This is a genomic window from uncultured Lactobacillus sp. (assembly GCF_947367085.1).
Classification (GTDB): Bacteria; Bacillota; Bacilli; order Lactobacillales; family Lactobacillaceae; genus Lactobacillus.
This window is the reverse complement of the sequence record NZ_CANBCP010000006.1, coordinates 35,122-49,251: the sequence shown is the minus strand read 5'-3', so window position 1 is coordinate 49,251 and position 14,130 is coordinate 35,122. Positions and strand designations below refer to the sequence as shown.

General features: G+C 35.3%; 15 protein-coding genes and 1 riboswitch. Of the genes, 8 read left to right on the top strand and 7 right to left on the bottom strand.

Going from position 1 to position 14,130, the window contains the following annotated elements:
- Positions 1-179: 179 nt before the first annotated feature.
- From Q0Y70_RS02010 to Q0Y70_RS01995, 4 genes are all read right to left on the bottom strand, one after another.
- Positions 180-1,103 carry an HNH endonuclease gene (locus Q0Y70_RS02010; protein ID WP_297815899.1) on the bottom strand — a complete coding sequence of 308 codons (924 nt, stop codon included), beginning with the start codon at positions 1,101-1,103 and terminating at the stop codon, positions 180-182.
- Positions 1,104-1,751 carry a YfbR-like 5'-deoxynucleotidase gene (locus Q0Y70_RS02005; protein WP_008470200.1) on the bottom strand — a complete coding sequence of 216 codons (648 nt, stop codon included), beginning with the start codon at positions 1,749-1,751 and terminating at the stop codon, positions 1,104-1,106.
- A 141-nt stretch (positions 1,752-1,892) separates the two neighbouring features.
- Positions 1,893-2,033: a hypothetical protein gene (locus tag Q0Y70_RS02000; RefSeq protein ID WP_008470201.1), complete on the bottom strand. Its 141-nt coding sequence runs from the start codon at positions 2,031-2,033 to the stop codon at positions 1,893-1,895.
- 99 nt (positions 2,034-2,132) lie between these two features.
- The gene (locus Q0Y70_RS01995; RefSeq protein ID WP_297815892.1) at positions 2,133-2,543 is read right to left on the bottom strand and encodes an iron-sulfur cluster biosynthesis family protein; all 411 of its coding nucleotides are present in this window, start codon (positions 2,541-2,543) and stop codon (positions 2,133-2,135) included.
- A 175-nt stretch (positions 2,544-2,718) separates the two neighbouring features.
- Here Q0Y70_RS01995 and Q0Y70_RS01990 point away from each other — a divergent pair, with 175 nt between their 5' ends.
- The 3 genes from Q0Y70_RS01990 (at position 2,719) to htpX (ending at position 5,390) form a co-directional block, all read left to right on the top strand.
- Positions 2,719-3,825, top strand: a complete 1,107-nt coding sequence (locus tag Q0Y70_RS01990) for an SLC13 family permease (protein WP_297815890.1) — start codon at positions 2,719-2,721, stop codon at positions 3,823-3,825.
- A 102-nt stretch (positions 3,826-3,927) separates the two neighbouring features.
- Positions 3,928-4,485, top strand: coding sequence for a LemA family protein (locus tag Q0Y70_RS01985; protein WP_297815888.1), 558 nt, complete (start codon positions 3,928-3,930; stop codon positions 4,483-4,485).
- Complete coding sequence (gene htpX, locus Q0Y70_RS01980) at positions 4,485-5,390, top strand: zinc metalloprotease HtpX (RefSeq protein WP_297815887.1); 906 nt, start codon at positions 4,485-4,487, stop codon at positions 5,388-5,390. The genes Q0Y70_RS01985 and htpX overlap by 1 nt, the downstream gene beginning before the upstream one ends.
- A gap of 49 nt (positions 5,391-5,439) precedes the next feature.
- Here htpX and Q0Y70_RS01975 read toward each other — a convergent pair whose 3' ends face one another.
- Positions 5,440-6,315, bottom strand: coding sequence for a DUF6574 domain-containing protein (locus Q0Y70_RS01975; protein WP_297815886.1), 876 nt, complete (start codon positions 6,313-6,315; stop codon positions 5,440-5,442).
- Between the two features lie 270 nt (positions 6,316-6,585).
- Here Q0Y70_RS01975 and Q0Y70_RS01970 point away from each other — a divergent pair, with 270 nt between their 5' ends.
- Both Q0Y70_RS01970 and Q0Y70_RS01965 read left to right on the top strand, forming a co-directional pair.
- Positions 6,586-8,061, top strand: coding sequence for a C39 family peptidase (locus Q0Y70_RS01970; protein WP_297815884.1), 1,476 nt, complete (start codon positions 6,586-6,588; stop codon positions 8,059-8,061).
- 593 nt (positions 8,062-8,654) lie between these two features.
- Positions 8,655-9,557, top strand: coding sequence for an SEC10/PgrA surface exclusion domain-containing protein (locus Q0Y70_RS01965; protein WP_297815947.1), 903 nt, complete (start codon positions 8,655-8,657; stop codon positions 9,555-9,557).
- A 272-nt stretch (positions 9,558-9,829) separates the two neighbouring features.
- On the opposite strand, the gene Q0Y70_RS01960 is transcribed toward Q0Y70_RS01965, so the two are convergent.
- Entirely contained in the window at positions 9,830-10,771 is a 942-nt protein-coding gene (locus Q0Y70_RS01960) for an AraC family transcriptional regulator (RefSeq protein WP_297815881.1), read from the bottom strand.
- A gap of 106 nt (positions 10,772-10,877) precedes the next feature.
- Positions 10,878-10,967: riboswitch (TPP riboswitch) on the top strand.
- 56 nt (positions 10,968-11,023) lie between these two features.
- Between Q0Y70_RS01960 and Q0Y70_RS01955 the strand changes: the two genes are divergently transcribed.
- Genes Q0Y70_RS01955 through Q0Y70_RS01945 form a run of 3 tightly spaced genes read left to right on the top strand, consistent with a single transcriptional unit; the run spans position 11,024 to position 13,595 of the window.
- Positions 11,024-11,596 carry an ECF transporter S component gene (locus Q0Y70_RS01955; RefSeq protein ID WP_297815878.1) on the top strand — a complete coding sequence of 191 codons (573 nt, stop codon included), beginning with the start codon at positions 11,024-11,026 and terminating at the stop codon, positions 11,594-11,596.
- Positions 11,565-12,929 carry an ABC transporter ATP-binding protein gene (locus Q0Y70_RS01950; protein WP_297815875.1) on the top strand — a complete coding sequence of 455 codons (1,365 nt, stop codon included), beginning with the start codon at positions 11,565-11,567 and terminating at the stop codon, positions 12,927-12,929. The genes Q0Y70_RS01955 and Q0Y70_RS01950 overlap by 32 nt, the downstream gene beginning before the upstream one ends.
- A gap of 9 nt (positions 12,930-12,938) precedes the next feature.
- On the top strand, positions 12,939-13,595 hold the full coding sequence (locus tag Q0Y70_RS01945; RefSeq protein ID WP_297815872.1) for an energy-coupling factor transporter transmembrane protein EcfT: 657 nt from the start codon (positions 12,939-12,941) through the stop codon (positions 13,593-13,595).
- Between the two features lie 17 nt (positions 13,596-13,612).
- Here the strand turns inward: Q0Y70_RS01945 and rlmH are convergent, their stop codons facing one another.
- Positions 13,613-14,092: a 23S rRNA (pseudouridine(1915)-N(3))-methyltransferase RlmH gene (rlmH, locus tag Q0Y70_RS01940; RefSeq protein WP_297815869.1), complete on the bottom strand. Its 480-nt coding sequence runs from the start codon at positions 14,090-14,092 to the stop codon at positions 13,613-13,615.
- Positions 14,093-14,130: the final 38 nt, after the last annotated feature.

Here is a 14,130-nt window from a genome sequence, read left to right as displayed (position 1 = left end):
GCTAAATATGTTTCTAAAGCAAATAGCAGCCTTTCTTAGATTAGAGAGGCTGCTATTTTTTAGAAAAATTCTGAATTACCTACCATTTTATTTCTAATAATCGTAATTATTGCAAATTAAAAACAAGACAAATAAAAAGCTACCTATGATTTGATTTTCAATCATAAGTAGCTTCTAAATTAGATAATATCTGGATTTTCTTGTTCTGTTTCTAACTTCCATCCGGCTTCGAAATAGCTTTTTCTAGTATTACGCAAAGCATCATAATCACTTTGTAAACTATCAATTGCATCTTGAAGCTTTTTATTTTGCTTACGAATTGCATTTAATTCAGGGTCACTAACCACCCCACGCAAATGAACTTGCCCGGCTAAATATCGTTTAGCTTGTGCAAACTCTTCTTTTAAATTGGCTAGAGTATTTTCATATTTAACAAGTTTTTTATTAATACCAGAAATTCGATCATTTAGCTTGATAAATAATTCATAAGGCATGTTAGATTTAATAGTATTACATTCGGAACAAGACAATATCAAATTATCAAAATTATTATTGTGTGATAAAGACACCGGATCCTTGTGATCAACACTACTGCCGCGTCTACCACAATACTGGCAGCGATAATTATACCTAGCGCGAATCCTTTCACGATCAATATAATCAACTTCATTTAAAGAAAAATCAGCTTTCAAGCCTAAATTTTCCATATTAACCGCAAAGTCGACTCCGAGCTTGGGTACATAATTAATTTTGCCATCTTCACTATCGATAATTGCCTGATTAAAGTCTCTCCTGTCAATCTGCGCTTGTGCTACTTCATTACTATCAAAATCTTGAATCAAAGCCTCGTATTGCTTTTTTTGCGTGCGATCAACTAGGTATTCTGCCTTTTTTAATTGTCTAGAGTCGGTTTTTTTACCAGAAAAGCCATAAAGCATTACCTGGGAAATATCTTGAATAACTTTATTTTCAAAATTTTTCGGATCAAGCTGGTGCTGAATACAAATATCACAAATACTAGTTAGTTTTGGGTTCATTAGCCCTTTTTGCTTAAAATGCAAACTATCAATGCGCAATCCGCATGAAGCACATTCAAACTTCAATTATTTATCTTCTCCCATTAACAAAATACTAAATGCGATTCTTTGCATCTTATCCTTACCTGCAAAATCGCCCTTAAATAAATCTGGCAAAATCTTCTTGATAAAGTATTGAACACATACTAAATCATCAAACTTTTTAATCGTTTCAAGACTTTCTTTAAACATTTGCATGAAAACTGGATTAGGATTGCCCAATTCAATTTCGCCATATGCTTCATAAAGCAGATCAAGCTTATCACAAATAGACAAAATCTTACCTTCTAAAGTATCATCTTTTCCTTCAGACAAACGTTTAGTGTAAATTTCTTGGAATTCTTTAGGGATTTCTTCTTTGATGAACTTAGCAGTCATTGTCTCTTCAACATCCCCAATCATTTTTCTTAACTGAGGTGTTGCATACTTAACTGGTGTTTTAATATCGCCGATAAATCTTTCAGTATAATCGTGATTCAAGCTTTTTTCATAAAGAGCCTTCCAGTTGATTTTTTGCTTACCAACTACTTCCTCAATGTCACCCATCATTTGAGCAAGTTCCGCAGTTCTAAAAGAGTGATCAGCTACTGAATGATGTTGATACTTAAAATAACCTGGTGCGCGATCAATTGACTCTAAACTATTAAAACCTTGAATATATGCATTTAAACCCATAAAAACTTGCTCCTCCTAAATCTAAAAACTTATAAAATTGTCTAAAATTTTTACTATCATAGCAAATCCTAGCCCTACTTGCAAATATATTTTTCCAACAAAAAAAAGATGCCTAACGGCATCTTCGTTAAGTAAATTTAATTACTTGTTTTCATCTTTTGCTGCTTGGTTTAAGAATGCAACAACTTCTGCTGCTCTCTTAACACGAGCTTTTGAGTTTCTCTTGTTCTTAGGTCTTAAGTTAGGAGTAACACCAGTGTTATAGTTTTCACCTTTACGCATAGATCTATTCTTCCTCTCAATTTAAAATTTTCGAAAATCTTTTATTATCATAGCACGAAAAACTACGCCAATTCAAGACTTTGAAGAGGATTTCTTAGTCTAACAGATCTTTCCACCTAATTTTTCCATTTCTTCTTTTGAAAGTTTCTTCCCTTCAAACTTATCAATTGAAACGGATCCATCAATAATTCCCTCATCACTTGATAAAGATAAGACACTGTTTCTAGCGTTTAAAACCAAACCATTGTCCAAAAATTGCAATTCATCTTTTGAAGTATATAAATCTAAGCCCATATTATTTTCAATTTTTAAATTAAAAGCTGGATCTTTTTGCTCCAAGATAACTAATTGAAAATCAGCGCCAATAGTGCAAGTGCCACCTAATTTTGAATAACCATTTGATCCGTCATTTAAAGCTAGTAAAACTACGCTATTAGGTTGGACTTTAGACTTAATAACGTCTTGAGCTTCAGGTTTAATATTAATTTTTAAATTCTTTTCATCAATCATAATTTAACCTCCCATGTAAGTTACTAACTAAAGTATAGCAACTTTTGGACTGTTTTCTTAGTATTTTGCTTACATAAAATCACAAAAAAGTGACTTGCGTCATGAAAAACCATTGCGATCTAAGGAAAAAGAGTTCAAAATATAAATGTTGAATTATTTTTAAGAGGGGACCTTAATGACCGTCATCAAGAATATCGCTAAAGACCGAATCCTTCAGGTTACGGTCATTTTAACGATTATCAGTCTATTTTTTGCTAGGCCTCGGATTGGTGATATTAACTTTCACACCTTATTCTCCATCTTAGCAATGCTGACGATTATTCAAATCTTTGCCTACTTGCATATACTGGACGTTCTAGCATATAAGCTCACAACAAGTGCAAGAAGTACACGTCGTTTAACGGCAATTTTTACAGCTTTGTCTGTAATTTCGGCAATGTTTTTGACTAATGATATTACTGTATTAACTTTGATTCCGTTATACCTAACAATTGCTAGAAGAAATCACTTACCTGAGATCTTACCAGTAACTTTAATTGGTATGGGAGCAAATATTGGTGCTGCCTTTACCCCCTGGGGTAACCCGCACAATATTTTTATTGTTAATACTTATAACGTAACCCCAGGAAAGTTCTTTTCTTGGTCCTTACCGTTATTAATAGTCAGTGCAATTATATTAGTTGTTTTAATATTTTTTGTGAAAGATACTAAGCTACCAGAAGTACCTTTAGAAGATATCAAAATCAGCTGGCGCCCAACAGCATTAACAATTGCTGCGGCTATCTTCTTTTTCTTTGGTGTTTTCAATGTGGTACCAGCTTACGTACCGGCAATTGTAGCAATTGCCTTAGCATTGTTCATTAATCCAACTATCTTGCTACATTTAGATTATGCATTGCTGCTCACTTTTACATGCTTTTTCATTTTTATTAGTGATATTCAGCAAATTCCATTTATTGTGTGGATTATTAAGCAGACAATGTTCTCAGAACATTCAGTATTTTTGACTTCGATTATTTCCAGTCAATTCATCTCCAATGTTCCATCTACAATTTTAATTGGTAAGTTCACTAATTACGCCGAAGCACTTTTCTTGGGTTCAAACATTGGTGGTTTTGGCTCAATCGTTGGATCAATGGCCAACATGTTAGTCTTTAAGAGTTTTTCAGAAAATGGAACCGTTTCTAAGAAAAAGTTTTTCTGGGTGTTTACTGGACTGCAATTTATCGGCTTAGTTGTCTTAACGATCTTAGGCTGGCTGGTCTTAGATTTTGTACTTTAAGAATTATTAAAAGAGGTGTCTGCGCATCTCTTTTTTATATACGATCATTCATTAATTTGTTAAAATATTGAAAAGATTTTTATTTTAGAAAGAGGAACAATTATGGGACTTACATGGGTTATTATCATCATTTTAGTTCTACTTGTTGCAATTTACATTGCGATTTATAACGGCTTACAGAAAGCAAAAATCCACGCTGAAGAAGCATGGAGTCAAATTGATGTTCAATTAAAACGTCGTAATGACTTAATTCCTAACCTCGTTGAAACTGTTAAAGGTTACGCAAAACACGAAAGCGGCACCTTTGAAAAAGTTGTTCAATTACGTAATCAGCTAGTTAATATTCCTGCTGGTGACCACGCCGAACAAATGAAGGTTTCTAATCAAATTACCGATTCTTTGAAGAGTATCTTTGCCTTATCTGAAAATTATCCAGACTTAAAGGCAAATCAAAACTTCTTAAAGCTTCAAGAAGAGTTAACTAATACTGAAAACAAAATTGCTTACTCACGTCAGCTTTACAATTCAACTGTTGCATTTTTTGATCAAAAACTTGCAACCTTCCCATCTAACCTAGTTGCAAAGCTTCATGGCTTTACCAAGATGAACTACCTTGAGACACCAACTGAAGAAAAGGCGGTTCCACAAGTTAAGTTCTAATGCTCTACCAGCAAATCGCACAAAATAAGCGTAAAACTGCCTTTTTATTAATTCTTTTTGTTCTTATCCTGGCTCTGGTTGGTGCAGGGCTAGGTTATATGATTGGTGACGAGCCAATTGTCGGAATAATTTGGGCAGTAATTGGGAGTTTGATTTATCTATTTATTGTTTTACAAAATCCCGCAAATCTTGTAATGGATTTAAACCATGCTCAAGAAATCAAAGAGCAAGACGATCCTGAGCTTTGGCATATTGTTGAAGATATGGCGCTGGTTGCCCAAGTTCCGATGCCGCGCGTTTATATTATTAATGATCCTAGTCCTAATGCATTTGCTACAGGACGCGATCCTAAACATAGCAGTGTTGCAGTGACTAAAGGATTACGTGAAAAGCTAAATCGTGAAGAGCTTGAAGGCGTGCTCGGACACGAATTATCACACGTAAGAAACTATGATATTTTAGTGTCCACGATCGGTGTCGTCTTAGTTGGTGTCATTTCATTTATTGCCAGCTTTGCTTCACGCTACATCTGGTGTTTTGGTCCATCTAGTTCTCGTGATGATGATCGCGACAATAATTCTAATATTATCGAAATAGTCTTTAAATTAGTCGCTATTGTCTTTGTCTTAATCTTAGGTCCGATCGCAGCAAGTTTAGCGCAAATGGCATTATCGCGGAATCGTGAGTATTTAGCTGACGCTGGAAGTGTTGAATTAACACGGAATCCTCAAGGACTAATTTCAGCTTTAGAAAAAATTTCAGACAGTGGTCCAATGAAGCAAGCCGATCGCTCAAGTGCAGGGATGTACATTGAAAATCCATTTAAAAATGGGCAAGGTTTTTCAAGTTTATTTGATACCCACCCACCTACAAGTGAGCGCATTAAACGTTTAGAAAAAATGTAATAAAAATAAGCAGGTGAATCACCTGCTTATTTTTGTACGCATAGTTAAATTAAATACCAACTGACTTAACAGCGTTAGCTCCAATACCAGCAAAAATCAAAACTGCTGCTAAGATAATTACGAGTAAAATCAAAGCACCAAATAAACGATCGCGCTTAGCTGTTTTATTACCCATTGCGCTTGCAATGACACTGGCTAAGAAAACAATGTTCATAGCTAACATTAAAAATCCAATAAAACCATTAGCGCCACCAATAAAGGCTAAAACAAACACAACTACAGCCATAATCAAGTTATAGTTACTTGCTTGACCAATGTCATTTATTTGATCGATAAAGCTGCTATGATCCGCAAATAAAAATGCATGTGTTGCCCAAGCACCAAGAATCATCACTAATGAGGCAATCAAAAGTGCAAAGAATAATTGAACACCCACATTTTGCACTTGCTGGCTAGCATAACTAGATACTTGCGGAATAAGTGAACCAATTCCAGACGTTACAGAACTGACACCTTTTTGCATCATTTCCCAGCAAGCAATAGCTACGAGCAAAATTTCAGCTAAAATATTAACAGCTCCATACCATTTTTCCTTGCTTAAAGCAGCAGTTGGAGTCTTCCAAGAAGCAACTAACCAGTCCCAGTAAAGAGCAAAACCAGATGGTTGCGCAGGAGCAGTCGTTTGGGTACGACTTGGTGCTGGTTGTGGTGTTTGTTGCAAGTTAGGATTTGGAACATTGGTTGGATTTTCATGTTGAACTGGAGCAGCTTGTTGAGCTGGACTAGTTGGCTGCACTGGCTGAGGATTTTGGGCAGGATTTTGTTGAGAATTTTCAACTGGAATTTGTCTCAAATCTGCTCCACAGCTAGTACAAAAATTAACACTAGCATCCATTAGCGATCCACAATTCGGACATTTTTTCATTAATACTTACCTCACTTTTTTATTTTCATTCTTCTTATTTTACTATTTTGTGCTTTTTAATAAAGTGTTTTTTTATAACAGTTATAAGTATGCAATTTATATATGTTATTTCATTTTGAAACAAAAATTTTCGCAGATTAATGGTATTTTCTCAGATAATAATAAAAACAAATTCTCTATTCAAACATTACAGAGAGAAAATTTACTAGTTACACGTTATTAAAATTATGCTAGAATCTCTTATTGGAATCAATTTTCGGAGGAAAAGACATGAAACATAGATCTGCAATCTTATTATCTACGCTTTTTGCTGCCGGATTATTTGCTGTAAATTCTAATGTCGTTAAAGCTGACACTACTGATACTACAAATGCCGCTGCAACTAGCCAAACCACTACCACTGAGCAAAACAAAGCCGCTCAACCAGCTGCTGAAACTGCTAACAACAGTGAAAACAAGGATCAAGCTGCTAATCAAAACCAAAATCAAAATGCAGCTAACCAAACTCCAGCAACTAATCAGACACCCCAACAACCAGCTAAACCAGCTAATACTAGAAAAGTAGTTGCTGACCAGTTCACTGGTAAAATTAATTACATTAAAGGCTACGGTGTTAACTTATGGAAGCTTAATGACGACAATTCATTAAGCTGGATTGCACCACGTAGATTACAAAGTGGTTCTCAATGGAAGGTATTTTCATATACTGACTTAACTGAAAAGAACATGCGCCTTTACAATCTTGGTGGTAACCAATGGGTTGACGGTAAGTACTTAGTTAATGCTGCTAACAACAAAAAAGTTGTTGCAACTCCACAAGCTAACACTCCAGTAAACAAACCAACTGCTTCCACTAATGGAATGACTGCCCTTCCTAAGGGTTCATTTGTAGTTGTTGGCTATACTCCACACTACGGCATTGCTCTTTACAACGAAAGAAATAATGCAATGCGCTACGCAGGTCGTCATCTAGCTAACGGAACTGCATGGTCAACATTTGGCAAAAAGACTGTTAACAACAACCTTTACTACAACTTAGGTGGTAATCAATGGGTTGATGCCCACTGGGTAATCGAAGGTGTTGCTAATGGTAAAGAACGCGTATTAAAGAACAACGCTTCTTCTCGTGAATACTACACTACTCAATACAACCCAGTATTTGCTCCATGGGGTTGTGCTTCAGCTGCTTTATCAATGCTTATGAAATATGACGGCACATGGAAGAATGTTCCAGGCTCAAGCGAAGAAGCAAAATTAAGATACATGCAAGATCACTTACCACGCAATAAAGCTCAAGGTGGTCAAGATGGTAATCCTTATAACGGCGCCGGCTTTACTGCTGTTATCAACTCAAAAGCTTTGACTAACTATGCTCATGCTCTAGGCGACAGCAAGATTAGAGATATTTCTGGTGTTTCTTTAGGAAACATTGCGAAGTTAATTGAAGCTGGTCACCCTGTTCTTTACTACGGATGGTCATCATACAACGGTAACGGTAAAGGTGTTGCTGGCCAACAATGGGCAAGAAACCACTGTAAGGTAATCTTTGGTTATAATCCAGCTAACAATACTTTCTTAGTACACGACCCACTTTACATGAACAAACACTTCTTCAAAGGTGGTAGTGGTCAACGTGAAGGTATCTACAATGGCTACGATTTAGGTCCTATTGCTTGGGTAAGCGCTAGTTCAATTTCACGCGAATTTGCCTACAAGGGCGGAAACAACGCATTAACTACTATTTAGTTTTTAGACGAATACTAGATAAGACAAAAAGATGGAACTCTAATTTCAAAGAGTTCCATCTTTTTTTAATTAAATAAATAACAAAATTATAGAGTCTTTATATTTTGTATTTATTTTATGCACACCGTCCTTATATATTATTGTCATTTAGGTATTTTAAAAATAACATAATTTGTAATTTAAATAACATATTTTCTATACAATTATCGATTGCGACTTTATACCTAAGATTCCATAAACATTCTTTTATAGTTAAATAAGTATATTTTTATCAATAACATTATTTTTTATTATAATAAATCTTTGTGTTTGGCATAACAGTAGTCATTTATACACTATTTTATATATTTGCGTTTTTTCAAAAATTATTTTTCGATTATTTAATCACCTGTTTTATAAATAACGTCTATTACCTAATGAGTTCTACCCGCTTAGACAAGAATAACACTTGTCATCATTAAATAACTATCAATGTTATTTAAATATATACACAGCTAGACAAGCCTCAAATACCTGTTATTATACAGTTGTTGAGAGATTTAAAAGAGAAAAACATGTTACTTACTTAGGTAATTTAGAAAGTCGAGAAGATTATTATGAAAAACGTTAAATTATTATCCGAAGTTTCAATTGCTTCCCTATTAACAATCGGCGGTATTGCCGCTGTTAACAATGTTAATAGCCCAATCAGCCCAATTGAAACTAGCACTGTTCAAGCTGCTACTATTGAGCAAACAACTATTAAACTTCCTGCTGGTTACACCAAGCAAAGAATTTTAAACGTTAACAACAATCGTATTTCTGCTAAAGATAAGCAAGCTTTAATTCAAGCTTCTATGAACGGTATGAAACAAAATACCTTCTACGATAACAAAGCTAGCGACAAGCAAGAAATGGTTAATACTACTAACATGACTTGGGCTCAAAAACTTGAAATCAACCGTTACGCTTTAAGCTTGATTAACTCAGCTAGAGCTCAAATGGGCAAACAACCTTGGGTTCTTAACAAGTCAGCTATGGCTTTTGCCGACAGAGTTGCTAAAGAATACCACGACAATAACAAGAGTGTTTGGGATCCAAACCACTACGTTGCAGGTATCACCCGTGCAGCAGTTGCCAGCGGCTTAAAGAACGCTGGTCAAGTTTACGAAGATGAAGCTGGTCTTCCAATTACTTCCCAATTCCATGGCACTTACCGCACAATGTACGCATTGAAAGAACAAGTTTACTTCAACGTTAAGCAAATGTTATTCGGTGGCTACTACGGAACTGCTGCTCAATATGGTTTAGCTGGCCGTTACACTGAATGGGAACATGCAGGTGACTTACTTGGTTTGAGAAGCCTTAAAGGTTACGATGCTCCTACTAAGATGTTTGGTTTAAGCTTCTCAGATATGAAGAACAACCACCAAAGAGTATCGGTTCACTTCATGGGTGTTGCAAGTCGCTACGTAGCAAACAAGCGAGTATTCAACGTTAACGCAAACATTAGATAATTCAAGTAAGTAATAATTTAACACATGTCTTTATCGATTAAGAAGATAATTAAGCACAATTAATAAGCACAAAAATTAAGCACCGGATTTGGATGATCCGATAAAAAGAAAAACATTTGAGAGAAAAAATTAAATATGTTGTTGAGAAGATGTCTGACATGACATCTTCATTTTTTTGCGCAAAAAACTGCATCCCTATCTTTTAGACATAAAAAACCTCGAAATTCTTGTCCAAATTTCGGGGTTCATAAAAGCGTTGCATCTTTTTAATCCTATTTCAAATTCATTTTTGCTTCTTGGAAAAGCTTTTTGCGCATTGCTGCTGGCGTCATTCCATAATAGCGATTGAACTTTTTATAAAAGAAAGACTTACTCGAATAACCGACCCGCGTGATAATTTCATATAATGAAACATCGGGCTGAGCTAATAAACGCTTGGCTTCTCTCATGCGTCTTTCATCAACATGGTCTACGAAGCTTTTTCCAGTCTTTTCTTTAATCATACTTGAGAAGTAATTCTTATTAAAACCAAAGTACTTAGCAGCCTTTTCTAAGGAAATCTCATTATAATGTGCATTGATATATTCATCTAATAAACGATCTTTAAACTCTTGAGCCTCTTGTTCTTGCGGCATCACAAAGTGCTGCATACGTAATGATGAAAAAATTATCAAACTCACATAGCTTTTAGCCATTGGTCCCATAAACAAACTACCATTCACATATTCTTGAATAAGTTCTTTTAAGATCTGGCTTGGCCACATCACTGAAGTATTTTTAAAACAGAAATATCCATTTTGCTTAAGCTGATTTAAAAACAGAGCTACTAACTTTTTTTCTTGGCTATGAGCTAAACGCAAGCTTACTAGCTCACTTTGCCAGTTATAACGTGGCCTCATTTTAAATTTAATGAGTAATGCATCTGAGTTATCAATTTGAATTGCATAGTTTACTTCCGAATTTACGAAAATAATATTTCCAGGTTCTAATTTAACTGTCAGCTCTTTAGTAAATACCTTTGCTTCCCCATTGATACACATCAAAAGCGTAGGAGTATCAGTGCGATACGAAACCGAATCCGGGTGCTGACGTTCAACATAAAGACTATACAAGCTAAAATTATTATCTTTAGGTTCAATCCTAACCTCATTACTTTGATCGCGTTTATTTCTTAATAAATCAAAAATATAACTATTTAAAGAAAAAGTGGCCATTTAGACTCTCCTTGTGCTTTCCTTTATATTTATTATACCTTATTGACAAGATGGATTTAGTTATACTTGTGAGATTTACACTTTTAGTATATTATTGAAAGCGTAAACAAGAATTTTGGGGTGCCATCAGGCTGAGAATATACCCATTGAACCTGATCTGACTAACATCAGCGAAGGGAAAATGCTTTATTTTTAGACTATTATTAGTTACCCCTTTTGGGGTATTTTTTTTACCCCTAGAAAAGGGAAAAAATGAAAAGAACACTACACGTTAAGGATATTATTTTGATCACCTTGATTGCTATTATCTTTGGGTTTATTTATGTCGCTAGTGATAATATTTATAACTTTTTGACTTTAATATTAACACCAATTGGCTATGGACCACTCGCAAATGATATTACGATGGGGATTTGGTGTATGGCAGGCCCGCTAGCTGGATTTATAGTTCGTTTGCCAGCAGCCGCATTTTTAGGTGAATTTTTAGGCTCTTGTGTTGAAACCTTCGCCATGGCACAATGGGGAGCCGCCAACTTCTTATCTGGTTTTATTCAAGGCCTCGGTAACGAATTAGGTTTTACTTTAACCGGATACAAACATTACGGTTGGTTCACCCTATTTTTATCAGCTACAACAACTACGATTGTTACCTACTTATATGACTTTTTTAAAAATGGTTACAATCAATTTTCAATCTTCAATATGATTTTGTATTTTGTAGTACGCTGGATTTCAATGCTGCTCTTCAGCTGCGTCTTAGTAAAGTTAATCGTAAATTTATTAGAAAGATCTCATGTCATCAACCTACAAACCACTCAAGATTAGCCATTTAAGTTTTGGCTATGATAAAAACAAACCCATTTTAAATGATATTAACTTAACCATCCCTCGGGGTGGTTTTTCACTAATCACGGGACCGACAGGTTGCGGCAAATCAACGCTTTTAAGACTTATTGCTGGCTTGAATTTGCAAGGTAAAATTATCGGCGGTCAAATAGAAAATGTTCCTTGTAAATGGTCAATGGTTTTTCAGAATTCAGACCGCCAATTTACAATGGCAACTGCTTACCAAGAACTAGTCTTCACTTTAGAAAACTTACAAATCAGCCGCGCCCGCGCTTTAAAAACTATCAAAGAGGTCGCAACAGTTACTAACATTTCGGATCTTTTGCACAAAAAGATTGTCAACTTATCAGGTGGAGAAAAACAAAGAATCGCTTTTGCCGTCGCTTTAGCAATGAAACCTGATTTACTTTTATTAGACGAAGCTTTTGCTAGCTGCGATCAACGTAATCGTGAGTTTCTACAAAAACAGCTGCTTACTTTTAAAAATTACGGCTGCACTATCATCGCCGTCGATCACAACTTAGATGGTTATCAAGACATGTGCGATCAAGTCTACCTTTTCAAAAATAAAACTTTGGCCTTAGCTGATGAAACTGAAACTCGAACTCTCTTTAGTCCTAAATCTAAAATGGAATTAGCTTTCAAAATACCCGCTAAAGAAAATCTCGTATTTGCAAGCAGGAATCTATCCTATGTTCAGGAAAAAACTTTAGTTGCTAAAAGCAACTTCTACCTCCCCCAAAATTCCAGTGTTTTATTAACAGGCGAAAATGGAGCAGGTAAAAGTTCATTATTTAAAGTACTAACTAAATTATTAGCTTATAATGGTTCGTTAAGCTATCAAAATAAAGAAGTCAAAAAATTAAAGGCCAAAAAATATTTACGCAACGTTAGCCAAGTCTTTCAAAATTCTGACGATCAATTCTTAATGGTGACAGTCGGGGAAGAAATTGACTTTTCGCTAAAACATAATGCTAACAGTTTACTCAATGAAGAAAAAATCCAACATATTTTAAAAAGCTGGGGGTTAAACCGGCGCGATCAAGTAGTATATTCACTTTCTGGTGGGCAAAAAAAGAAATTCCAAGTCTTGCTGATGGTCCTTGCCAACCCCGATGTTTTACTTTTAGATGAGCCCTTTGCTGGCTTAGATTTAGCTAGCAGCCAAGAGGTGATTTCATTTTTGAAAAAATATTATTTAAGTCAAACCAAAAGCTTAATTGTCATCAGTCACCAATTTAACAATATTAGCGAACTTTGTGACTATCATTTGCATCTAAGAGATAAAAAATTAACATACGTCAGCCATTAGGAGGCCTTTATGAATCCAAGCTTAAAACTATTTCTAGTTTTGATTATTTCACTTGAAGTTTCGCTTAAGGCAAACTTGCTCGCAAACTTAATTTTGATTTTTATATCTTTAATTTATTTATTCATCCACCGGGTTTCATTAAAAGAGCTGTTGGGTCTAATTTTTGTCCCCTTAATTGCAGCGATAGCTATTTTTATTGCAATTTACTACTATTCACCTGCCCACGACTTAATCTACGCTTGGACACTGTTTAGCAGGCTTTATACCTTCGTATTTTTGGGAGCTTGCTTAACTAAAACAACTACAGCAACGCAATTAAGTCGTAGTCTTGAGCAAAATATGCACCTACCAACTAAATTTGCTTATGGAACACTAGCAGCTTTTAATGTCTTACCTAAGATTGGTCAAGAAGTTAAAAGAATTCATGCCGCTGGTCAGATGCGCGCAATGAACCTATCGTTTTACTCTCCACGCCTATATTTTAAGGCCATCTTATCCGCCATTTCTTGGGCTGACGGCTTAAATGATGCCATGCAGGCTCATGGATTTCGCGAAACTCAAGCTAGAAGCATTATTGATCCAATTGCTTTAACAAAAAAAGACTGGTTACTCTTTATCCTGCTGCTTATTAGCTTTCAACCAATCTTATTCTTTTTATATATTTGATATTCAGTTGGGGAACTTTATTTATGATACGGACTTCCATTATTAATCATAAATGCACGATAAATCTGTTCGCTCAGCACTAGTCGCATCAATTGATGTGGCATAGTAAATTTACCAAAAGAAATCAGATCATCAGCACGCTTATTAACTGCGGAACTGGTACCTAAACTTCCACCAATTACAAACGTAATATCAGAGTGCCCATATGTTGCTAGATCTTGGATTTCTTTTGCAAATTCTTCACTGGTACGCTGCTTGCCCTTAATTGCAGTTACAAAAACGTACTCTTTATCTTTAATTTTACTTAGTATTCGCTCGCCTTCGACTTGCTTAACCTGCTCCATTTCAGCAGGACTAAGCTTTTCGGGGGCTTTTTCGTCTGGAACTTCAATAATCTTCATTTTGGCATACCGATCCATGCGCTTCATGTATTCAGCAATTCCATCTTTAAAATATTTTTCTTTAAGCTTTCCAACACAAACAATCTTGATATTCATAAAAACTCCTTTACTATCTCTAACATTTTATCCTCAAA

What these genes read in the sequence shown, in the direction of transcription:
- Q0Y70_RS02005 (WP_008470200.1), bottom strand. Translation starts at nt 1,751, where the DNA reads ATGGGTTTAAATGCATATATTCAAGGTTTTAATAGTTTAGAGTCAATT.
- Q0Y70_RS01955 (WP_297815878.1), top strand. Translation starts at nt 11,024, where the DNA reads ATGAAAAGAACACTACACGTTAAGGATATTATTTTGATCACCTTGATT.
- Q0Y70_RS02000 (WP_008470201.1), bottom strand. Translation starts at nt 2,033, where the DNA reads ATGCGTAAAGGTGAAAACTATAACACTGGTGTTACTCCTAACTTAAGA.
- Q0Y70_RS01960 (WP_297815881.1), bottom strand. Translation starts at nt 10,771, where the DNA reads ATGGCCACTTTTTCTTTAAATAGTTATATTTTTGATTTATTAAGAAAT.
- htpX (WP_297815887.1), top strand. Translation starts at nt 4,485, where the DNA reads ATGCTCTACCAGCAAATCGCACAAAATAAGCGTAAAACTGCCTTTTTA.
- Q0Y70_RS01945 (WP_297815872.1), top strand. Translation starts at nt 12,939, where the DNA reads ATGAATCCAAGCTTAAAACTATTTCTAGTTTTGATTATTTCACTTGAA.
- Q0Y70_RS01970 (WP_297815884.1), top strand. Translation starts at nt 6,586, where the DNA reads ATGAAACATAGATCTGCAATCTTATTATCTACGCTTTTTGCTGCCGGA.
- rlmH (WP_297815869.1), bottom strand. Translation starts at nt 14,092, where the DNA reads ATGAATATCAAGATTGTTTGTGTTGGAAAGCTTAAAGAAAAATATTTT.
- Q0Y70_RS01990 (WP_297815890.1), top strand. Translation starts at nt 2,719, where the DNA reads ATGACCGTCATCAAGAATATCGCTAAAGACCGAATCCTTCAGGTTACG.
- Q0Y70_RS01975 (WP_297815886.1), bottom strand. Translation starts at nt 6,315, where the DNA reads ATGAAAAAATGTCCGAATTGTGGATCGCTAATGGATGCTAGTGTTAAT.
- Q0Y70_RS01985 (WP_297815888.1), top strand. Translation starts at nt 3,928, where the DNA reads ATGGGACTTACATGGGTTATTATCATCATTTTAGTTCTACTTGTTGCA.
- Q0Y70_RS01995 (WP_297815892.1), bottom strand. Translation starts at nt 2,543, where the DNA reads ATGATTGATGAAAAGAATTTAAAAATTAATATTAAACCTGAAGCTCAA.
- Q0Y70_RS01950 (WP_297815875.1), top strand. Translation starts at nt 11,565, where the DNA reads ATGTCATCAACCTACAAACCACTCAAGATTAGCCATTTAAGTTTTGGC.